This window comes from Bacillus sp. FSL W7-1034, from assembly GCF_038593365.1.
Taxonomy (GTDB): domain Bacteria; phylum Bacillota; class Bacilli; order Bacillales; family Bacillaceae; genus Bacillus; species Bacillus altitudinis.
The window spans coordinates 523716-544400 of sequence record NZ_CP151989.1 but is presented as its reverse complement, the minus strand read 5'-3'; the positions used below and the strand labels follow the sequence as shown (position 1 = coordinate 544400).

The following is a 20685-nucleotide window of genomic DNA, read 5'->3' as shown; positions in this document are numbered from 1 at the left end:
TGATTTATAGTGCAGTAATAACGTCTTCCAATCTCATGCCACGGGAAGCTTTGACCAGAACGACATCGTCAGGTCCTGCCACATCCGCTAGTTTTTTCTTCAGTTCTTCTTTGTCCATATAAGAAGACACGCGGTCGTCTCCAAATGCTTTCTTTGCTCCTTCAGCAATGAATGCGCCAAGACGGCCAAACGTTAAAACATGATCAATAAACTCAGGCTTGATGTACTCCCCTACTTCAAAATGATAGGTCTCTTCTTCACTGCCCATCTCCAGCATATCTCCGAGTACGAGAATGCGGTTAGCAAAGCCATCCATATCTCCTACAAGATCAATCGCTGCTTTCATCGACGTAGGACTCGCATTATACGCATCGTTGATAACCGTGATGCCCTTATCTGTTTTAAACAGTTCTAAACGCATGCCTGTCAATTTCGTTTGCATCAGCCCTTGGGCAATTTGTCTTTCATTCAGACCGAAATGCTGGCCGATTGCAATAGCTGCAAGAGCATTCTTTACATTGTGTTTCCCTAATACAGGAATGAGAAACCCTTGAGCGTATCCTTCCACTTGAAATTCAGTGCCTTCAGCGAGTTGGTGGATGTGAATCACCTTGATATCACAGTCCTCTGATTCTCCAAACGTTTTTACGCTGCGTGCCAGGGCATTTGCTCTTTGGCGGAGTAAAGGCTCATCTCCTAAATAATAAAAAGTCCCATCCTCTTTTAACCCTTTTGTGATCTCACATTTTGCATCTGCAATAGCTTCTCTTGATCCTAAATCCTGCATATGAGATTCTCCAATATTCGTGATGACAGCTGCATCAGGTTCAGCGAGTTTAGATAAAAATTCGATTTCCCCTTTTGCACTCATGCCCATCTCTAGTACAGCAATCTCGGTTCCTTCTGGCATCGCAAGGATGGTCAGTGGAAGTCCAATGTGATTATTAAAGTTGCCATCTGTTTTGTGGACTCTGTATGTCGTTTGTAGGACAGAATGGATCATATCTTTCGTCGTTGTTTTGCCATTACTTCCAGTAATACCGACAACTCGAGGGTTTTCCTCTTTTAAGTATGATTTTGCAAGCTGTTGGAGTGCTGTCAAAGTATCCTCTACAAGTATGACAGGTACACCGAACGGTGGATTCGCTTCTGTTTGATTCCAAAGAACCGCTGCCGCACCAAGCTCCACTGCTTTTGAAGCAAAAGTGTGACCGTTAAAATGTTCCCCAATAAGCGGGATAAATAGTGCGCCTTTTGATACTTTTCGTGTATCTGTAGTCACTCCGTGTATCTGTTCTTCGCCAAAAGCTTCATTCGATAATGTGCCACCAGCCATTTGGGCGACTTGTTTCACTGTACGTTTGATCATGTTTTTTCGCCTCTCTTTCTCATTTCACGTTTGAAGGAAAAGAGACACTACCTGTAGGATAGTGTCTGCTTGCTTCTTACATTAAAAAGTGGTTTTAATGGTTTGTTTTTCTTGATGGCGTTCAATTGCAAGTGACACCAGCTTCTCAATCAGCTCAGGATACTCTACACCAGTATGTTTCCAAAGCAGCGGGAACATACTAAAAGGTGTGAATCCTGGCATTGTATTCACTTCATTGATCAGCACTTCGCCTTCTTCTGTTAGGAAAAAATCTGCACGTACGAGGCCAGATCCATCAATGGCTTTAAAAGCCTTAATCGCCATATCGTGAATCGTCTTGTACTCTTCCTCTGTCACACTCGCAGGAATGATCAAATCTGTATCGCCATCTTCATATTTTGCTTTGTAGTCATAAAAATCTGTTTTAGGTGCAATTTCACCAACGACTGAGCATTTCGGCTCGTCATTTCCTAATACACCAATTTCAATTTCTCGTCCTACAACGCCTTCTTCCACAACAACACGACGATCATATTGGAAAGCCAAATCAAATGCTGTTTGCAGCTCTTCTTTGCTGCGGCATTTACTAATTCCGACACTTGATCCCATGTTGGCAGGTTTCACAAAACAAGGATACCCGAGAACTGCTTCTACCTGTTCTAGACTGTCTGATATGGCTTTCTCATAATCCTTTTTATTGAAGGAAAGATGCTTTGCCTGCGCAAGCCCAGCTTGAGCAAACACATCTTTCATCATGACTTTATCCATACCCGCAGCAGACGCGAGAACGCCGTTACCGACATACGGGATATTCAATAGTTCAAGTAACCCTTGCATGGTCCCATCTTCACCATTTGGCCCATGTAGCAATGGAAAGACGACATCAATCTTTTCATCAGCTGATGCAGGCTGTGGAAACATGCTTTCATTTAAAGAAGTTGGTAAAAACGTCTTTGCATTTTGTTCAAATTGAAGCATTTTGACGTTTGATACTGGTTCAGTGAGTTTTTCTCCTCTTAGCCATTCGCCCTCTTCTGTAATATAAATTGGATGTATATCGAACTTCTCAGTGTTAAGTGCTTTCGTAACTGCAAGGGCTGTTTGCAGTGATACATTATGTTCGGCTGACTTTCCGCCGTAAACCAATCCTAAACTTATTTTCAATGGATACTCCCCCCACTAAAATTCATCTTTACTATCTTATCACTTTCAAGCAAAAATGCTCTAATTAATTTTTGTTGTTACGGAATTGAAATGATTTGTAAAGGTTGTAAGCGCCCCCGAGCATTTGTATGTCATTCGCCTTTATTTTATATTAAAATGACATTGAAAAGGAGTTGTGACAAATTGAAAAAAATTACAAGCACTGAACAATTCAACGAAATCATTCAATCAGACAAAGAGGTCATCGTTAAATTCTTTGCGACATGGTGCCCTGATTGCACTAGAATGGACATGTTCATTCCAGACATCTTAGAGGCTTATGCTCAGAATGAATGGTTTGAAATAAACAAAGACGACTTTCCTGAGTTAGCGGAAACGTATCAGGTCATGGGAATTCCTAGCCTGTTAATTTTCAAAAATGGCGAAAAAACAGGTCATTTACACAGTGCCAACGCTAAATCACCTGAAGAAGTAACAGAGTTTCTTCAAGAACACGTTTCATAACTCATTTGAATGGAGACATCAGCCAACTCATGCTGGTGTCTTTTTTTATATCCTTTTAAATCAAATCTCTTCATAAGACGAGATGTGCGGCTAAAATGTTTCAACATCGACAGGAATGTTTGATCTGATTTCATGACAAGGTTTGACAGCGGATTATTTCCTGGGAAAGAATTCATCGTCGATATGGATGGGAATATGTCGGTTACGTGAATTTTCTGAATTGAATCTTTACTTATGACATTCTGCTTTGTATAATGGAGATGCTAATTGAAAATGATTATCAATTTCATCTGTGTGAAATCTTATAGAGTCCATTCTACCAAAGGAGCGTTGAGTTACATGTCTAAGAAGAAAATCAAAACGTATCAGCAATTGATCGAAGAAAACAAGGAAGCAATCATGCAAGACCCTAAAATGATGGAAAGTATATACGCAACCATCGACAAAAAGCACCAGAAGCAGCTTGCCGCTGCTGGACGTGAATCATAAACACAAGAAGAGCAGTCAAACAGATGGCTGCTTTTTTATTTGCCTGAAGAAAAGAAAAAGCCGATAAAATCTATTCTTCGATTTTATCGGCTTTTGTTTTAATGTGATTTCGCTACACGGTCTTGTTTCATTCCTAAATAGATGAGCATATATGTTAGATAACCCATTGTCATCGTTAAACCACCGAAGAAGAATTGTGAAAACACGGGTTCTTCAAATGTCGTAACGGCAGCAAGAACGATCCAGCTCGCATATAAATAGACCATGAACCATTTCATGTTTCTTTTAAGTGTATACAGAAAGAAAAGACCCGCTAATGAAAAGATCCCTAGCGCTAGTCTGAAATAAACAAGATGATCAAACTGGAAGGCAAAAGACACAAACGAAAACGACAACAGCAGCAAAATAGGTAAAGCCGTAATAAAATTTTTCACGATAGTGCCACCTCCATGACTCTGTCTTATTATAAGACAAAATCAGCCGGTTATCGTGAAATACAGACTCGTTTTCACAAAGATGTCACGAATTTTTCTTGTTATTTGACACAATTTTTACACATTTACATCACGCTTCCAAAAAAGGAGCCAAGCAGCACCAACAAAGAAAACGAAATGCGCCCCTACAATGAATAGCGAAAAAAGAGGGCTCATGCCCTGAAAGAGCGGCGGACCTTGAAAACTGTATTGTGTGAAGTCCGTATTAGCGAAAAGTAGAATTTTCCCCCACTGATTTTCTAACAGAGACATGATCGACACTAGTGATTTCGCCGCGTATAAGACGAAAAATGAAGTCACAAGTGCAATCAGACTGTTTCTAAACAAACTTGAGCACAGAAAAGCAAAGCTTGCCATCATGACCACTTCCACCCACTGTGATCCAATCACAGCAAATGTGTGCAGAAATAACCGCCCAGTGCTTTCATCAAAATCAGTACCAAAGAAAATAAGGCCAAAAAGAAAAGCGAACACATAATAAAAAACAAACAGGTAAAGGACCATCAGCACAAGAGTGATGTATTTTGACAAGAAAATATGAAGCCTTGTCTTCGGCCGAATCAACAAGAACTTGATGGTTCTCTTTTGAAACTCTGTTGAGATCAATGTGGCGCCAATCACGACAGCGAACACTTGTAAAATAAACACAACATTCGTGGAATAAGCAAAATAGTTCGCGACTGTATCTTGCCCGCCAAGCCCGGAAATGACTCGTTTTAATGCTAGAGCCATTGTCAATTGAAAGACAACAATCAGTCCAAGTGCAATGAATGTGATCTTTTGTCTCGTGATTTTTTTATGTTCATTCTTGATGAGTTGAAGCATCTTCCGTCCCGCCTTCCGTCCATTTCATAAAGGCCTCTTCAATTGATTGTTTTTGAGGCGTCATTTCAAGTACATCAAATTCTGCTAAGACAAGCTGTTTATTCAGCTCCGGCACACGGTCTTTTTTCAGTTGAACCAGCACATGCTGATCCCTTTGTTCATATGTATATCCTTGCGTATCTAGCCATGAAACTGCCTTTTCTACTGGCTGAATATTCATCAGCACCTGCTCTTTTCCTTCCATGTCGCGAAGGTTTGTATTGGCTTTGATCTGTCCTTTTTGGATGATGATCATGCGGTCACAAAGCTCTTCTACTTCATGCAAAAGATGTGTAGCAAATAACACAGAGACACCTTCTTCTTGTACAAGCATTTGCAAGTGCTCTCGAAACTCCTTCATTCCTGCGGGATCAAGCCCATTTGTTGGTTCATCTAAAATGAGCAGATTGGGCTTATGCAAAATGGCTTGTGCAATCCCGAGCCTTTGTTTCATCCCTAGTGAATACGTTTTGACCTTCTGGTGAATGGCGTGCTCCAGACGAACTCTTTTTACCACTTCAAAAATGCGCTCTTCTGAAACTCCATCATGCATAGACGCATACAGCTCAAGGTTTTCAAAACCTGTTAAATATGAATAAAATTCCGGATTTTCTATGATCGCTCCAACAGATGACATCGCTTTTAGATGATCATCATCTTGAGAATATCCATTAATGATGATCCGGCCGTTGTTTTTTTTCATCAAGCCAACAATCAATCGAATCAAGGTCGTTTTTCCAGACCCATTTGGTCCAAGTAAACCGACAATTTCCCCTTGCCTAATGTCCATCGAAATATGTTGTAAAATTTGATGCCGGCCAATTTGTTTATCGACGTTCTCTATGTGTAAAACAGCAGACTGCAAAGTGGTTCCTCCTTCTGATGTAAAACCTATGGCGGCAGTTACGGCCGCTCATCCTGTAAAAAGTATATCACGCTAGACAAGCCGTTCCACGAAAAAAAGGGCTGATCCAGTCAGCCCTTTTTGTTGTTACAGTGATAAATTAGGTGTTGGTGCTTCCTTCTCATGTTTCTTCTCGGTTTCAGAAACAATCACCGCACATGCTGCGTCACCTGTAATATTGACCACGGTTCTTGCCATGTCTAATAAGCGGTCTATGCCAAGGATCAGCGCAATGCCCTCAACAGGAAGATTCACGGAATTTAAAACCATGGCTAGCATGATGAGCCCTACCCCTGGGACACCTGCTGTGCCAATACTTGCTAGTACTGCCGTTAAGACAACTGTCAGCATTTGAACAAGGGTTAATTCAACTCCATACACTTGTGCGATAAAAATAGTCGCAACCCCTTGCATGATCGCTGTACCATCCATATTAATGGTCGCACCTAGCGGCTGCACAAAGCTTGAAATAGGTTCTGGCACCTTCAAACGCTTTTGAGCTGTTTCCATTGATACTGGCAGTACTGCGTTACTGCTTGATGTACTAAATGCCACAACCATCGCTGGAGAAAATCCTTTGAAGAATGCCATTGGATTTCGTTTAGCTAATAGGGCAACGGTTGACCCATAGGTCAGGAAGAAATGCAAGATCAGCGCAATTAAGACGACTGAGAAGTAAAGTCCCATCGCTTTCATGGCATCGAGCCCCTGACTGCCAATCGCCGTTGCGATCAAACCGAATGTCCCGTACGGTGCGAATTTCATCACAACACCGACAAGATACATCATTAATTCATTTCCTTGTTCAAACAGCTTCAGCAAACCTTCTGTTTTTTTACCGAGCAAGGCAATGCCAAGACCTAGAAATACACAGAAGACGATAATTTGAAGCATATTTCCTTCAACTAGAGATTGGACTGGATTGGTTGGAATAATATTGAGTAGTGTGTCTGCCATTGATGGGGCTTCCTCAGCGGAATATTCTGCCGCTTTCGTATCAAAATTGCCAAATGCGCCTGGCTTAATAAGTAAGGCCAATGAAATGCCAATAATGATGGCAAAAGTCGTAGTGAGTAGAAAGTAAGTAATGGTTTTTACGCCGATTCTGCCAAGTTTTTTCGGATCGCCAAGGCCTGCTACACCAAGTGTGATCGAAAAGAAGACAATCGGTACAACTAACATTTTAATCAGGTTTAAGAAGATTTGACCTAGAGGTGTAAATAAATAAGGGTCTAACACTTTGAAAACATTTGGAGCAAAAATGTTGAGTAGTAGTCCTGTGATTGCACCTACAATTAAAGCAATAATAATTTTCGTCGCGAGCTTCAATAAAATCTCCCCTTCCTCGTCAAAAAGGCCCACGAGAGAGTCTTCTCGTGGGCCTGCGTGTCCATACGTGTACCACTGTCTACTCTCTTCACGCTGATGAGGTTAGCTGACGGGTTAGGACGAAGAGATGTCCTTTTTTCTTAAATAAGAAAAATTCACCCCAAAAACTTGGGTCCCCCATTCCTTTAGAAGGATTAAGCGTGTGGTAATATGATATTTTCATACTATTTATACCTTATTTTTAGAAAATTGTAAACAGGTTCATATGAACTTTTTAATTACTTTCTTCCTTATTCGTGACCTCCAAGATATCTAAGATAAACACAAAGATTGGGATGCCGATAATCAGTCCCCAAATGCCAATATAGTGTTCAGAAAAGATCAGGACAATAAACGTGAAGAAAATAGGGAGCTCTGTTTTAGCTGACATGAGCTTTGGATTTAAGAAGTAGGCTTCAATGGCATGGATGATCACGATCACCAGCACAATATATAGGACGTACATTCCGCCTCCAAGTGTATACGCAATGATGCTGAGTGGAACGAGGGAGATGACCACACCCGCTACCGGAATTAAACCTAACAAGAAGACCATGACCGCTAATCCAAATAATTGCGGGAAGCCCATAATGCCAAGCGCAATTGTCGTTAAGACACAGTTAACTGTTGCAATGATGAACTGTGCTTCAAGTACCTTACCAAATGTTCTGGAAAACTTACGTCCAAAGAAGGCAATTTCATGATAGAACACGGAGATTTTACTCGTTTTGAACTTATTCATGAATTGAATGAGGCGTTCCTTTTCGAACAGGAAGAACATGCTTAATATTAAGGACATAATGACCTGGATACTGAACGTGCTGAAATCTGTTAAGTATGTATAGAGGAAATTAAACCCTTTCTCGAAGAAAGAAGATATTTTGAAATCTCCGAACACATTGGTGACGACGTCAAAGAAGGGTAAATCTTGTGGATGATCTGCAATCTTTTTCCCTAAATGAAATAACTGTTCCACCTGTTTAGCAATGATGGGCACAAACACAAAGCCGCCAAACGTCAATCCACCAGCCAGAAGGATGTACAAAATGGTGATGACTGATTTCTGTCCTATTTTCAGGAAGCGATTTAAAAAGCCTCTTATGACCTCTTCTAACCGGTTCATTAAAAAAGTGAAAATGAAGGTCAGGAGGATTAAATTCATCATTCCTCTTAATAGATATAATGCTGTGGCTAATACTACAAATACTGAAAACCTCTTGACACCAGGTTTTTCGAACAATTTAAAAAATGCCGCCATACGTTACACACCTGCCAGGACTAAAGTCTATTTTTCGTTGGATCTCCTATTCATTATATCGGATCTTTCTGTAAATTATATAACAAAAGGTCAATGAGGTCTTACGATTCGTCCTAAATTAATCAAGCTTTTATGTTTTTTCTTTTTTTACACAAGAAAAAACCGAACCCCATGTAGAACATAAGGTTTCGGTTTTTGGTTGTTTTTATACTAAACAGCCTGCTTGATATTTCGCATTTCCTGTAGCGCTGTTTTACTCTTCGCTTCGTCAAATTCCCCTTCACTTTTCGCTACAACAATTGTCGCAATTCCATTTCCAATCAGGTTCGTAATCGCTCTTCCTTCACTCATGAAACGGTCTACCCCTAATAGCAGTGCAAGACCTTCTAGCGGGATAACCTGAAGTGCAGCAAGTGTAGAAGCTAGCACGATAAATCCGCTTCCTGTGACTCCAGCTGCTCCCTTTGATGTGAGCATCAGAACAAGGATAATCGTGATCTGCTGTCCGATGGATAGATCCACCCCAAACACTTGCGCTAAGAAGACCACGGCCATGGACAAGTAGATTGAGGTTCCATCTAAGTTAAAGGAATAGCCTGTCGGAATGACAAGTCCAACAACCGACTTAGAGCACCCGTAGCGTTCCATTTTATCCATCATTCTTGGCAAGACAGATTCTGAAGAACTTGTGCCAAGAACAATTAAAATTTCATCTTTGATAAAACGGAGGTAACCGAACAGGCTGAAGCCATACATTTTACAAATGATGTTCAGCACGACGAAAATAAACAGGAACATCGTCATATAAACGGAAAGCATCAGACTAGCCAGTGGTTTAATTGAAGCTAAACCGAAGTGTCCGATTGTATAAGCCATTGCTCCAAATGCCCCTAATGGCGCGGCACGCATGATGTAACCAATGATTTTAAAGAAGACAAGCGACAGTTTATCAAGCCATTCGATGATGCCTTTCCCCTTCTCGCCAAGTGCAGCGAGCGCAACACCGAATAAAATAGAGAAGAATAAGACCTGTAAAATATCTCCCTTTGCAAAGGCATCTACCATGTTAGATGGCACAATGTGTGTGACAAACTCCATCCAGTCGATACCCTGTCCCCCATTTTGGGTATATTGCGAGACATCCCCTTTTTCAAGCTTACTATAGTCAAGACCTGCTCCCGGCTTCATGATATTGACCACGAACAGTCCGATGACAAGCGCAAGCGTCGTCACAACTTCAAAATAGATAAAAGCTTTTCCCCCAACTTTTCCAACCTTTTTCATATCCCCCATCTTGGCAATCCCAAGTACGATGGTTAAGAAAATAATGGGTGCAATGACCATTTTCACTGCATTAATAAATGTGTCACCAAGCGGCTTCATTTCTTTCCCGACGTTTGGCCAAACCATCCCAACAATGATCCCGATAATGACAGCTGCAATGACCTGAAATGTCAGGTTCTTCAATAGCCTCTTCATAAAAAATCAACTCCCTCACCCTTTGATGTAAACGCTTAACTGTTATCTGTAGGTAAATGATAGCGATTTCATCAAAGGCTGTGAAGCTTATGGACATATCGTACATTTTGGTCTTTTTGGTCTCTTAGTCAGAATGTACGATATATTTATTCACAGGGCGTCCGACCCCGCCATATTGCATATCTAATTTCAGCTCGCCTTCTTTTACAAGGAAGTCTAAATAACGGCGTGCCGTGACACGTGCAATCCCAAGTGCATTGGCGACTTCCTCTGCAGACTGCGCTCCTTCTTGCAGACGCATATAGGCTTTAATTTCATTCATCGTATGCACATTCAGCCCCTTAGGAAGCCATGTCTCTTCCTGCTTAACTGCAGGCTTTCGTATGATATCATCGAGCATCTCTTGAGAAAATTCTGCTGCGGTACGAATTTTTGATTTGAACGCTTTATAGCTTTCAAGAGATTCTTTCATCCGTTCAAACTTAAATGGCTTAATGATATAATCTCGGGCACCATTTTGAAGCATGGTGCCGATCGTCTCTTTGTCCTTTGCTGCCGAAATAACAATCACATCCACCTGCATCTTTTGCTTTCTGATGTCTTGCAATGTTTTGACGCCATCTTTTTTAGGCATATACACATCGAGCACCACAAGATCTGGGCGAATGTCTTTGATCAGCTGGATGCCCTGCTCACCATTTCCTGCTACAGCCGCAACTTGAAAGCCAGGGACACTCTTAATGAACTCTCTATTGACTTCTTGCACCATCGGGTCATCTTCAATTAATAGCACCTTAATCTGAGTCATCTGTCTCTCTCCTCTATTGTCATTGGGAATTCGATTGAGAAGGTGGTACCAATGCCGATGCTTGATGTGACTTCTACATTTCCCATTCCTTTGTCGATAATCGTTTTTACAATATACAGTCCGTAGCCTGTTCCGCCTTCTTTACCGTGAGTAAAGCCTTTGTCGAAAATATGAGGAATCATGTCCTCTTCTATTCCAGATCCATAATCTTCAATTAAGATCGCGAGGACATCCTCTGTTTGATCAATACTAATAGAAATGAGTTTTGTGTCTCTTTCTACAGTATCATACGCGGCAAAGGCGTTCTCGATCAGGTTGCCAAGTAGCTTCGTCATATCATGCTGATCCAGCCGCTCTGGGAAATCGCGCAGACTGCTATTTTCATCTACTTCAACCTTTATGCCTAGCTCCTTGCCCCTTCTTATCTTGCTCATCAATAAGCCTGCAACTGCGTCATGCTGTATCACACGGTGGAGAAAGTCCGTCACATGCTCCTGCTCTTCGGTCGTTTGGAACGCTAAATCGAGTGCTTGATCGGCTTTCCCCAGCTGAATTAATCCCGCAATTGTATGAAGCTTATTCATATGTTCATGATTTTGCACCCGCAGGCCATCAACGAAGTTCTTCACCCCGGTTAATTCCTCCGCCAATTTGGCCGCCTCTGTCCGGTCCTGAAAAATCGCAACCGCTCCGATGATTTTCTTTTTCATCACAATCGGAATTCGGCTGCTCATGATCCGCTTTCCGCTCATATGAATTTCTTCATTGTAGACGGGTTCTGCGCGGTCAATGATTTCTGGAAGCCTTGTATCTGATAGCACATCCCAAATATTTCGGCCCACTACATCACCAGTCACGCTGAAAATTTGCTTTGCTTTTTCATTAAAAATGGTGATCATGTGCTGGTTATCAATGGCAATGACCCCTTCATTAATGGAGTGAAAGGTAGCGGTGCGCTCCTCTAGCATTCTGACAATCTCATGCGGCTCTAGCTTAAACATTTGCTGTTTAATATGACGGGCGAGCAAAAATGAACCGACAAGCCCGAAGCTGAGCGTCAGCAAAAGGATCATGAGGATATCCTGCTTCATTTCTCCTAATATATCTGCCATACTCGGCAATGTTCTTCCGACTAGTACAACCCCTGTTTGGTTAAATTTTTCATCTTTTACTGGATAAAAGGCTCTAATGGCTGTGCCAAGCTCTCCCTGTGCTTCTGAGAAATAGATATGCTCTGCAAAAGCAGGTTCTTCATCTGTCCCCTCAGAGCGCTGGCCAATCCTTGTTTTTACTGGATGTGTCAATCGCACGTGATCCATATCCATGACAACAATGTAGTCAGCATCTTGGATAATCCGAATCTCTTCAATGGCATGCTGTAACTGCGCACGCTCCTTTGTCTGATCATCCAATGCCTGCTTTACCTCATTCATCTCAGCTACTGTTCTTGCCGTGTTCATGAGCCTTTTTCGAAGTTCTCGTTCCTCTGTTTGCTGAATTCCCCCGACTAGAACAATTCCTCCGATTAAAAGGGCAAAAATGACAACGAAATATGTGAGGATGGTGAGCTTCCATCTAATAGATAATTGTTGTAATTTCAGTCGATTTCTCATCATTTTTTCACCTGTATCTTTACGAATTCTTCCTCTGTCAAGTATCCTTGACATAAGGAGGATCTGACGCATGAAGAATTTACTCGCCTATACGCTATTGCTCATCATCGGTTTTGTAACCGCTTTATACTTTGGCTTTTATCATATGATGCCTAAATCAGCGACTACCTTCGACGATGAACAGACAGGGCTGAAGGATCAGCTTGTGTTCAAATTCAGCCATGTTGTCGCAGATAACACCCCAAAAGGGCTGGCTGCAAAGAAATTTGCTGAGCTTGTTCATGAAAAATCCGACGGCAGGATCAGCATTCAAATCTTTTCAAACGGGAGTCTTTATTCTGATATCGAAGAAATTAATGCACTAAAAGAGAATCAAGTTCAATTTATTGCTCCGTCTACGTCAAAGCTCGGCATGCTGTCCCCTGAATGGCTGGCACTTGATCTGCCCTTTGCCTTTTCTAACTACGATGCTGTCCAAGAAGGGTTACATGGTGCGATTGGACAGAGACTGTTCGGCACACTGCAAAAAGACGGACTAAAGGGAATGGCCTACTGGACAAATGGCTTTAAGCAAATCACTTCGAATAAAGGCCCAATCAAGCAGCCTAGTGATTTAAAAAAACAATCTCTCCGTATTATGCAAAGTGACATGATTGAAAAGCAATTCAAGCTTCTTGGCGCAAAACCCTATCAGGAATCGTTTAATTCAACATTTCAGCTGCTAGAAACAAAAAAAGTAGACGGTGAAGAAAATACAATTTCAAATATTTATTCAAAAAAATTCTATCATATACAAGACTATATGACGATCAGTAATCACGGGTATTTAGGGTATGTCGTCTTAACAGATCAATCCTTTTTTGATCGTCAAACACCTGAGACGAAGCGAATTTTACTCGAAGCGATGGAAGAAACAACGGCATGGAACGAAAAACATGCCGAACAAATGAACAAGGATCAGCTGGAGGATATTAAACGCGAATCTCCAATTGCCATACACGAATTAACACCAGCAGAGCGGCAAAAATGGATGAAGGCGCTCGATCCTTTATATGATGAAGCAGAAAGGATCATCGGTTCCACCTTGATCAAACAAATCCGCGAGCTCCGGGCACGCTATGAATATTCTCCGATTCAAGCGTTTGAAGAAGATGCTGAGACCAAATAAAAAATCCCTTTTAGAGAGGGATTTTTTATGCGCCGGAGTCTCGCTGTTCTTGCTGAGCGAGCTCCTCTAATCTTGTTAATATTCTGCGCTTTCGATATTGCATGATGCCTGTTTCGGCAATTCCTTTTAACTGTGAGCGGTTGGACGCTGCACCAAACAAAATCCCCGCAATTGGGACAAGTTGAAACAGCTTCTTCCAGCCAAACGAATCACGGTAGTTATATACGACCTCACGCCATCCTTGAATTTGAGAGATCATGTTTTCGTGCTTCCCTTCTGATGCATGATAGCTCTTCAGCTCTTTTAATATTGATTTTTTCCCAACAACGTCAGCAGAATTCAACTGTAAACATTTAATGATAAAGACTCGTTCTTCTTTATTTTTCGGATCATAGCCATAGGTGACGGCGATATCCTGTAATGTTTTTAAAGAGAGACCGAGGACAGCCGGAATATCTGCCGCTAATGTAAACATACCTCCGACACCTGTTGTCGCACCTTGCACAGTGGCGAGGTTTGTTCGGTTTTTCCCCATCTGATCACTAATGGCATCCATGACCTCGATCGGAGCCGCCTCAATATCTTCAATACGCTGAATCGATTCATCAGCACATTTCTTTTGAAATTGATGAATAATGCCTTTCTCTGACGTCAAATAGACACCGCCTGATTGAATGTAGTGCCCCATCTCATCTAATAACACACCGATTTTCTTTTGAATAAAGGCAGGGGTCAGCTTGTCCAGCATTTGAAATGGAAGCCGGCTGAGTTTCTCCCAAAACCATACCTTTTGCTGGTCTTTCTCCCATTTTTCAATCTCTTTTAATTGTGCTTTTAGCCACTCTCTTTCCTCCATGCCATTTGCCTCCTTAGATGCCGTTCAAGTATATGTCTGTTATTATACACAATCCTTGTCCATCATACGTATCGAACATTGAAGTGGTTCCGAAAGGTTTTAATCTCTTTTAAAACGGTTATTGCTTAGTAAACAAACAAAAGAGGAGTGATCAACATGTTAGGATTTCTGATTTCATTAGTTGTGGCGATTGTCATTGGTCTCATTGGGAGTGCACTCGCTGGAGGCAGTGTACCAGGAGGCTGGATCGGTTCAATGATTGCTGGGCTTGCAGGTGCTTGGATTGGTCATGGATTACTTGGAACGTGGGGTCCTAGTCTGGCAGGATTTGCGATCATTCCAGCGATCTTAGGAGCAGCCATTTTTGTCATTATTTTAAGCTTGATCTTCCGCAGCGTTGGATCAAGGGTTTCTTAAAAAACGATACAAAAGAAGAGGAAGCAGAGGATGCACCGCCTAAGATAAGAGGCGGTGTTTTTTATGTTTTGATTGACAAGGTATCTATTTTTTTCACTTACATATGATAAACAAACCTATTAGTTCAGATAGTTGACTTTTCATGAAGATGGGCATATGATGATTAAAAATTGCATCGAGGAAACTTTTTGTGCCAAAGCAAAACTTTGTAGAATCTAGGTGATGACATATGACAAACAAATACATCGAGGCACAAGCCCACATGTCAGTGGCAGCGGAGCGTGCACTTGAAGGAAAGGTGAAAGGTTTTAGAAGGCTCCTTCCTTTTCTCGGGCCTGCTTTTATCGCCGCCATTGCCTATATTGATCCAGGAAACTTTGCGACCAACATTGCGGCTGGCTCGAAATATGGCTACCTTCTGTTATGGGTCATTCTCATATCCAATCTCATGGCCTTACTCATCCAGTCTTTGTCTGCAAAGCTTGGAATCGCAACAGGGAAAAATTTACCTGAAATTGCTCGAGAAGAGTTTCCAAAACCAGTCTCGATCGGTTTATGGATTCAGGGCGAACTCGTCATTATCGCCACAGATTTAGCCGAATTTATCGGGGCTGCCCTTGGTTTATACTTACTCTTTCGTATCCCGCTACTTGAAGCATCGATTATTGCAGCGATCGGTTCTTTTGCCATTTTAGAGCTCCAAAGACGAGGTTATCGAGCGTTAGAAGCAGGAATTACCGGCATGCTGTTTGTTGTCGTGATTGCTTTCGCTGTACAAACCTTTGTGGCTAAACCTGATCTTGCAAGTGTCGCCGGTGGACTGTTCATTCCAAGGTTTGAAGGGACAGACAGCGTACTGCTTGCCGCTGGTATTTTAGGCGCTACGGTGATGCCGCATGCGATCTATCTCCATTCAGCCTTAACGCAAAGAAGAGTCGTCGGCAGAACGGAAAAAGAGAAAAAGCTGATTTTTCGTTTTGAGTTTTTAGACATCCTCATTGCGATGGTAGTTGCTGGCGCCATCAATGCCAGCATGTTGATTGTAGCAGCTGCTTTATTTTTTAAAAATGGTCTTTTTGTTGAGGATTTAGATGTAGCATTTCAGCATTTTGGAACTCTCGCAGGTCCTGTATCAGCGATCTTATTTGGTGTAGGTCTGCTTGTAGCTGGACTTTCCAGTTCTTCTGTCGGTACACTGTCAGGCGATATTATTATGCAAGGTTTTATTCAGTACCGAATTCCGCTGTATGTCCGCCGGCTAATTACCATCATTCCCCCTATTGCGATCATTGCATCTGGGGTCAATCCGACATCTGCGCTTGTGATGAGTCAAGTGGTCTTATCCTTTGGAATTGCGTTTGCTTTAATTCCGCTCATTTTGTTTACAAGTAAAAAACGAATTATGGGCGATTTGACGAATGCTCGCTGGGTGACCGGAATATCTTGGGTGATAGCAGCTCTTGTTGTCGCACTTAATCTGTTTTTAATTGTGGATACGTTTATGTAAAAGACAGTGATCAGGCTGTCTTTTATATCGGGTTGTGGTAGAATTTCCCTTGAGAGGATGTGATCACATGTTTTTTTATCAGGATCAAGATCTATCCATGCGGCTGCTTGAACCAAGAGACGCGAGAAGTCTGTATCTGCTCATCCAACGCTCAAGAGAGCACTTACGTGAATGGATGCTATGGGTCGATTCGACGCAGACAGAAGAAGACAGCATGGCGTTTATTCAAGGTGCCATGCAGCAAGCTTTGCAAAACAATGGTTTTCAGGCTGGAATCTGGTCACATGGAGAACTCGTTGGTATCATTGGCACCCACCAAATTCATTGGATTAATCGGACGGTTTCCATTGGCTATTGGCTCGGGGAAGGCTATCAAGGAAAAGGCATCATGACAAAAGCATGCAAAGCGGTCATTCACTATTTATTTGAAGAGTGCGGTCTGCATCGCATTGAAATAAGGGCCGCTGTTGATAATCAAAAAAGCAGACGCATCGCAGAGCGTTTATCTTTTTCACTTGAAGGCATATTAAGACAATGTGAATGGCTGGGCGACCACTTTGCCGATCACTGTGTGTACGCACTTTTACAGCCTGAATATATGAAACAAAAAACGAGTTCGATCAATCAGCCCACTTAATTGTGTCGATTGCATGAACTATTTTACAAAGTGAAGCTTTGTAGTATCCGTTGTGATTGGCATCTGATAAAATAGAAGGAAAAAATCGAGGTATGATGTATGTCTCTTATTATTTTATTTTACTTATGGATTGTCCCTTTATTATTTGGCATTTTCTTCTCATTCCTAACAAAGAAAGCCACATACAAACGCCGCTTTGTCCCATCATATAGCATGGCAGGACTCAGCATCGTGTTTCTCATTCTGGCACTCGTCTTTTCAGCCAGTCATTTTCTATTCATTTGCGGTATGTTCCTATTCGCCACTACACTTGTCGGCACAGGCATCCCGTTATTTTTAGCCTTTACCAAAACACCTTCATAAACAAAACCACCTTTTCGCGATGGAAAGGTGGTTTCTTTTTTTACTGCTGAGGCATTCGATAGGTCATCGTACCATTTGGGTTTTTTTCAATTACTTTCACAATGTCTTGAAGGATCTCTGACGCTCGATCGCTTGAGTCATACTTGCCGAGCGTCTTGACCCAAGAATCACTGCCTGCGATAAACCCTTCAATCTTTTTACCGGTTACTGTGACTTCGTGAACATTGACGAAACTTTGTTCGTTTTGTGTGAAAATCCATAGCATGGTTTATTCCCCTTTTTTTGTGGTGATTGGGTTTCGATAGTGTCATTTTCTAAATCTTAAAAAATGAGCACTTCACATTTCACCCTTTTTTGTTAATAACTCATTTCGAATAATGCGTGTCTCGATATCTGCATATCTTACAGGTATCGGCAGTCGACTATTTTTATCAATAAGTTTCATCACAATTTTTGTAGTTGTATCTAAATCAATCCAGTTACCACATGAAATAAAAATGGGCTTAACATTCATTCTGGTTCGAAGTACTCGACCATAAATTTCATCATCTATAATAATATCTGTGTATGCATTCTCTTTATTTTGGGGTAGGGTATAATCTATTCCTTTGATTTTCAAATAGCTTTTTGCTACACCAATGGTAGGCTTCTTTAAGAAAAATGATGCCTGTGTAGCAATACCCATATGTCTATCATGTAAGTAACCATTTCCATCAAACATATAGATATCTACTTGTTTCGTCAGCTTTTTTGCTGCATCTTTAATTAAAGGCAATTCACGAAAAGCAAGAAATCCGGATATATAAGGAACCTTTATTTCTCCATAACTATTCACTTTTTCAATTACTTGTTTTTCTGTCAAATCATATACAACTATGCAACAAACACCTTTCGATTTTCCATTTGTTTCAAAATAAGAAACATCTACCCCTGCGATAAACCGTATATTTTCTAATTGGAAATTATTTTCCAATTTAACTTTAGGCAAGAGAGCTTTTTGTTCATTTTTAAATTTTTCTATTAAATGATCTATTTTATCATTATCCAGATTAACCATATATCACTTTATCCTTATTAATCGTTGAATTTTTCGACGTATTTTAAATCAGATTCATCAGGTTCTGCTTTTTGCTCTACAATATTTCCGTTTTCATCGTATTTTATATAAGTCATTTCTCGACCAGCAATATATTCAGATTCATACTTTCTATTTCCATTCTCAAAAAACTCGACTTGATATCCATCTGCAGCACTTTTATTCATATTACCTATTTTTTTCACATTTCCATTTGAGTAAAATTCAACACACTTTCCCTGCTTAACACCTTGCTCTACATAGAAATAACTTTCGATATTTCCATTTTCGTATTTATCATAAGCTAAGCCCGTAAATAGTTTTTCGTTACCATCCGGGGTATATTCCACTATTGCTAGTTCGTAAGGACCCCCATACTCTAAATGTTCTTCAAACTCCGTACCATTTTCTAAAATAAAATCCTTTTGTAATATATCATTTAACATTTTTAGGAACCTCCGTGATAATTTTAGATCCATCCGTAAGATAAGCACAATGTGGACATCGTGGAAACATCATCCCAGCCGGTTTCACTCTACTTTGACCGGTCCTAACTACATTCAAAATAAAATTATCTAAACTAGCACCTGGGTTTTCCTTTAAGGCCTTATTCAAGGCAATCACTTCAGCATGTGATCCCGCACCTTTTGTAAATGCATATGAATCTATAACCTCTTTTGGCATTTTATCATATTTGTTTTTTATTAAGGGATGAAAATCTGGTAACTTTCCATCATAATCATTTATTGCATAAGAATATTTCCCAGTTTGTTTATCATAAACTCCAGCAAAAGCAGGTCCCATTTTCTTCTTACTAATACCAGTATCTTTTAATTTATTTAGCTCTTTCATCGTTTCACCGCGCAAATTGATTCTTTCATTTAATTCTTTAGAACTGATTGTTCCATATTTATTTCTTAAATAATCTATACGTTTTCCACTCTCTACAGCACCCATCTTCCCATGAAATCCTTTCGCCCCAAACGGCAAAAGCATCCCCAGAGCCGCATTCATACTCGCTTCCTGCTGTTCTTTTGAGATCTTATTTCCAAACATATCTCGACCCGTAATCGCTTCGCTGAAGCCGTTGGTCGCGGTTAGTCCATATAAGCCTTTTTGTGATGTTTTCAACGCATCGAAAGACTTCTGTGATGTCTTGTAAATGTCGACTGCTCTGACTGCGGCTGACGTGGCTTGAGTCGTTTTATAGACGGCTTTTCCGCCTTTGAAAATACGTCCTGCCCAGCCGACGATCGGGATGTATCCTGCTGCTGCCATGCCGCCTGCGGCGACTCGCTGGCCTGCGGTGAGTTCTTCTCCTGTGATCGGATCGACACCTGTTGCGGCACGTTTTGCATCGTTCACGCCTGTCAGCTCATTGACGATATTCCCACCGTAATCAAGGGCTTTTTCATACCACGGACGGTTGGCTAGTGCTTCTTGTTCCTTTGCAATCTTGCGGGCTTCTTCTTGATCTTTTTTGATTTTTAGATATTCAGAAGTTTGCTTCTCAATATCGCTTTTTGCCTTGTAGATTTCGCTATTTTGATACACTTTCTTGTCAAAATTCATAGGCGAAATGGATTTTCCGTCATTTGTGGCATTGATCATTTCTGCGTACAATGCCATTGTAGCCTTCTCCTCAGTCTCTGACAAAGCATATTCATCTTTTAGATTTTGATCAAGTTCTATTAAATCTTTAACCGTTTTCTTCCGTTCATCTTCCGCATCTGCAATCTTTTCGTCAAAGGTTTTACTATCAAATACCTCCAGAGAAATGAGGTCATCAATATCTTGAAAAATCGTTTTGAGTGCCTTTTTTTGATCCTTCACGATGCTTTTGGCATTCTTGATTCCCATATGTACAGCGTTGTCTAAAAAGTGTTCTTCTACAAAGGTGTCGCCGCCGAAATTTGTATCATCAAGTGTCCCAGAAACACCTTCATGAAAGGCTTTTTGTTTATCAATGAAGCTAATAAACATGTCCACATTTCCGGCGAGTTCTTTGTAGAAGCTTTTAATGTTATCGGCACCTTTTCCAGTGAAGTCGTCACCGAGGTTGGCAACACCTTGTAATGCCTTTTTTAAATCTATCATTTGTTCGCGGAGTTCCTGATAGTGTTTTGCCCTTGTATCCATGGAACTGGTTAGTGCTTTTGCATCAAGTATCTTGCCCAGATTAAGCCACTCCCTCCATTATTGATCATAAAGTCTATTTTACCTTTCTCACCGAATTGGAAAAATAGGCTTTAAGTTGCAAAAAATCCAGTCTGTATATTTTTATACAGAAGAAAACAAGTGACAATTGAAATGATTTTACCTATTCAACAAAAAAAGTCAGTCTTCTA

The 20685-nt window shown here is 40.9% G+C and carries 22 protein-coding genes and 1 riboswitch; of the genes, 7 read left to right on the top strand and 15 right to left on the bottom strand.

From position 1 onward, the window contains the following. Positions 1–4 precede the first annotated feature (4 nt). The gene (gene murF, locus NST73_RS02585) at positions 5–1369 is read right to left on the bottom strand and encodes a UDP-N-acetylmuramoyl-tripeptide--D-alanyl-D-alanine ligase (protein ID WP_024720484.1); all 1365 of its coding nucleotides are present in this window, start codon (positions 1367–1369) and stop codon (positions 5–7) included. An 81-nt stretch (positions 1370–1450) separates the two neighbouring features. Then, complete coding sequence (locus tag NST73_RS02580; protein WP_024720483.1) at positions 1451–2533, bottom strand: D-alanine--D-alanine ligase; 1083 nt, start codon at positions 2531–2533, stop codon at positions 1451–1453. Positions 2534–2716: 183 nt separating this feature from the next. Here NST73_RS02580 and NST73_RS02575 point away from each other — a divergent pair, with 183 nt between their 5' ends. Then, positions 2717–3037, top strand: a complete 321-nt coding sequence (locus NST73_RS02575; RefSeq protein WP_008346934.1) for a thioredoxin family protein — start codon at positions 2717–2719, stop codon at positions 3035–3037. 339 nt (positions 3038–3376) lie between these two features. Continuing rightward, positions 3377–3526: a Fur-regulated basic protein FbpB gene (gene fbpB, locus NST73_RS02570; protein WP_160758179.1), complete on the top strand. Its 150-nt coding sequence runs from the start codon at positions 3377–3379 to the stop codon at positions 3524–3526. 98 nt (positions 3527–3624) lie between these two features. Here the strand turns inward: fbpB and NST73_RS02565 are convergent, their stop codons facing one another. The 8 genes from NST73_RS02565 to NST73_RS02530 all read right to left on the bottom strand — a co-directional run bounded on the left by NST73_RS02565 (position 3625) and on the right by NST73_RS02530 (position 12302). Beyond that, on the bottom strand, positions 3625–3960 hold the full coding sequence (locus NST73_RS02565; protein ID WP_017366657.1) for a hypothetical protein: 336 nt from the start codon (positions 3958–3960) through the stop codon (positions 3625–3627). A gap of 117 nt (positions 3961–4077) precedes the next feature. After that, a complete protein-coding gene (locus NST73_RS02560) occupies positions 4078–4845 on the bottom strand; it encodes an ABC transporter permease (RefSeq protein ID WP_024720482.1) in 768 nt (255 codons plus the stop codon). After that, positions 4823–5749 carry an ABC transporter ATP-binding protein gene (locus NST73_RS02555; protein WP_058336388.1) on the bottom strand — a complete coding sequence of 309 codons (927 nt, stop codon included), beginning with the start codon at positions 5747–5749 and terminating at the stop codon, positions 4823–4825. The genes NST73_RS02560 and NST73_RS02555 overlap by 23 nt, the downstream gene beginning before the upstream one ends. Positions 5750–5875: 126 nt before the next feature. Then, on the bottom strand, positions 5876–7117 hold the full coding sequence (locus NST73_RS02550; RefSeq protein WP_025206789.1) for a dicarboxylate/amino acid:cation symporter: 1242 nt from the start codon (positions 7115–7117) through the stop codon (positions 5876–5878). 77 nt (positions 7118–7194) lie between these two features. Next, a riboswitch (cyclic di-AMP (ydaO/yuaA leader) is annotated at positions 7195–7328 on the bottom strand. Positions 7329–7391: 63 nt separating this feature from the next. Then, complete coding sequence (locus NST73_RS02545) at positions 7392–8414, bottom strand: AI-2E family transporter (protein WP_007496515.1); 1023 nt, start codon at positions 8412–8414, stop codon at positions 7392–7394. A 210-nt stretch (positions 8415–8624) separates the two neighbouring features. Then, positions 8625–9893: a C4-dicarboxylate transporter DctP gene (gene dctP, locus NST73_RS02540; RefSeq protein ID WP_007496516.1), complete on the bottom strand. Its 1269-nt coding sequence runs from the start codon at positions 9891–9893 to the stop codon at positions 8625–8627. A gap of 124 nt (positions 9894–10017) precedes the next feature. Then, positions 10018–10701, bottom strand: coding sequence for a response regulator (locus NST73_RS02535; protein WP_017366653.1), 684 nt, complete (start codon positions 10699–10701; stop codon positions 10018–10020). After that, the gene (locus tag NST73_RS02530) at positions 10698–12302 is read right to left on the bottom strand and encodes a sensor histidine kinase (protein ID WP_162835672.1); all 1605 of its coding nucleotides are present in this window, start codon (positions 12300–12302) and stop codon (positions 10698–10700) included. The genes NST73_RS02535 and NST73_RS02530 overlap by 4 nt, the downstream gene beginning before the upstream one ends. An 82-nt stretch (positions 12303–12384) precedes the next feature. Between NST73_RS02530 and NST73_RS02525 the strand changes: the two genes are divergently transcribed. Further along, on the top strand, positions 12385–13482 hold the full coding sequence (locus tag NST73_RS02525) for a TRAP transporter substrate-binding protein (protein ID WP_025206786.1): 1098 nt from the start codon (positions 12385–12387) through the stop codon (positions 13480–13482). Positions 13483–13507: 25 nt separating this feature from the next. Here the strand turns inward: NST73_RS02525 and NST73_RS02520 are convergent, their stop codons facing one another. Next, entirely contained in the window at positions 13508–14338 is an 831-nt protein-coding gene (locus NST73_RS02520) for an EcsC family protein (RefSeq protein WP_024720476.1), read from the bottom strand. A gap of 156 nt (positions 14339–14494) precedes the next feature. Between NST73_RS02520 and NST73_RS02515 the strand changes: the two genes are divergently transcribed. The 4 genes from NST73_RS02515 (at position 14495) to NST73_RS02500 (ending at position 17262) form a co-directional block, all read left to right on the top strand. Continuing rightward, complete coding sequence (locus NST73_RS02515) at positions 14495–14755, top strand: GlsB/YeaQ/YmgE family stress response membrane protein (RefSeq protein WP_003214275.1); 261 nt, start codon at positions 14495–14497, stop codon at positions 14753–14755. 229 nt (positions 14756–14984) lie between these two features. Then, on the top strand, positions 14985–16262 hold the full coding sequence (locus tag NST73_RS02510; RefSeq protein ID WP_008346963.1) for an Nramp family divalent metal transporter: 1278 nt from the start codon (positions 14985–14987) through the stop codon (positions 16260–16262). 67 nt (positions 16263–16329) lie between these two features. Then, entirely contained in the window at positions 16330–16899 is a 570-nt protein-coding gene (locus NST73_RS02505) for a GNAT family protein (RefSeq protein WP_212362190.1), read from the top strand. 99 nt (positions 16900–16998) lie between these two features. Continuing rightward, positions 16999–17262, top strand: coding sequence for a hypothetical protein (locus NST73_RS02500; RefSeq protein ID WP_008346966.1), 264 nt, complete (start codon positions 16999–17001; stop codon positions 17260–17262). Between the two features lie 40 nt (positions 17263–17302). Here the strand turns inward: NST73_RS02500 and NST73_RS02495 are convergent, their stop codons facing one another. The 4 genes from NST73_RS02495 to NST73_RS02480 all read right to left on the bottom strand — a co-directional run bounded on the left by NST73_RS02495 (position 17303) and on the right by NST73_RS02480 (position 20515). Then, positions 17303–17527: a hypothetical protein gene (locus tag NST73_RS02495; RefSeq protein WP_024720475.1), complete on the bottom strand. Its 225-nt coding sequence runs from the start codon at positions 17525–17527 to the stop codon at positions 17303–17305. A 72-nt stretch (positions 17528–17599) separates the two neighbouring features. Continuing rightward, positions 17600–18319 carry an endonuclease V gene (locus NST73_RS02490; RefSeq protein WP_342499359.1) on the bottom strand — a complete coding sequence of 240 codons (720 nt, stop codon included), beginning with the start codon at positions 18317–18319 and terminating at the stop codon, positions 17600–17602. A 17-nt stretch (positions 18320–18336) separates the two neighbouring features. After that, the gene (locus tag NST73_RS02485; RefSeq protein ID WP_061418008.1) at positions 18337–18783 is read right to left on the bottom strand and encodes a hypothetical protein; all 447 of its coding nucleotides are present in this window, start codon (positions 18781–18783) and stop codon (positions 18337–18339) included. Continuing rightward, the gene (locus NST73_RS02480; protein WP_342499547.1) at positions 18773–20515 is read right to left on the bottom strand and encodes a T7SS effector LXG polymorphic toxin; all 1743 of its coding nucleotides are present in this window, start codon (positions 20513–20515) and stop codon (positions 18773–18775) included. The genes NST73_RS02485 and NST73_RS02480 overlap by 11 nt, the downstream gene beginning before the upstream one ends. Between the last annotated feature and the right edge of the window lie 170 nt (positions 20516–20685).

Bases quoted from the DNA above. Each gene is read 5' to 3' on its own strand.
- murF (WP_024720484.1), bottom strand. From the start codon at position 1,369: ATGATCAAACGTACAGTGAAACAAGTCGCCCAAATGGCTGGTGGCACA.
- fbpB (WP_160758179.1), top strand. From the start codon at position 3,377: ATGTCTAAGAAGAAAATCAAAACGTATCAGCAATTGATCGAAGAAAAC.
- NST73_RS02560 (WP_024720482.1), bottom strand. From the start codon at position 4,845: ATGCTTCAACTCATCAAGAATGAACATAAAAAAATCACGAGACAAAAG.
- NST73_RS02545 (WP_007496515.1), bottom strand. From the start codon at position 8,414: ATGGCGGCATTTTTTAAATTGTTCGAAAAACCTGGTGTCAAGAGGTTT.
- dctP (WP_007496516.1), bottom strand. From the start codon at position 9,893: ATGAAGAGGCTATTGAAGAACCTGACATTTCAGGTCATTGCAGCTGTC.
- NST73_RS02535 (WP_017366653.1), bottom strand. From the start codon at position 10,701: ATGACTCAGATTAAGGTGCTATTAATTGAAGATGACCCGATGGTGCAA.
- NST73_RS02525 (WP_025206786.1), top strand. From the start codon at position 12,385: ATGAAGAATTTACTCGCCTATACGCTATTGCTCATCATCGGTTTTGTA.
- NST73_RS02520 (WP_024720476.1), bottom strand. From the start codon at position 14,338: ATGGAGGAAAGAGAGTGGCTAAAAGCACAATTAAAAGAGATTGAAAAA.
- NST73_RS02515 (WP_003214275.1), top strand. From the start codon at position 14,495: ATGTTAGGATTTCTGATTTCATTAGTTGTGGCGATTGTCATTGGTCTC.
- NST73_RS02510 (WP_008346963.1), top strand. From the start codon at position 14,985: ATGACAAACAAATACATCGAGGCACAAGCCCACATGTCAGTGGCAGCG.
- NST73_RS02505 (WP_212362190.1), top strand. From the start codon at position 16,330: ATGTTTTTTTATCAGGATCAAGATCTATCCATGCGGCTGCTTGAACCA.
- NST73_RS02500 (WP_008346966.1), top strand. From the start codon at position 16,999: ATGTCTCTTATTATTTTATTTTACTTATGGATTGTCCCTTTATTATTT.
- NST73_RS02495 (WP_024720475.1), bottom strand. From the start codon at position 17,527: ATGCTATGGATTTTCACACAAAACGAACAAAGTTTCGTCAATGTTCAC.
- NST73_RS02490 (WP_342499359.1), bottom strand. From the start codon at position 18,319: ATGGTTAATCTGGATAATGATAAAATAGATCATTTAATAGAAAAATTT.
- NST73_RS02485 (WP_061418008.1), bottom strand. From the start codon at position 18,783: ATGTTAAATGATATATTACAAAAGGATTTTATTTTAGAAAATGGTACG.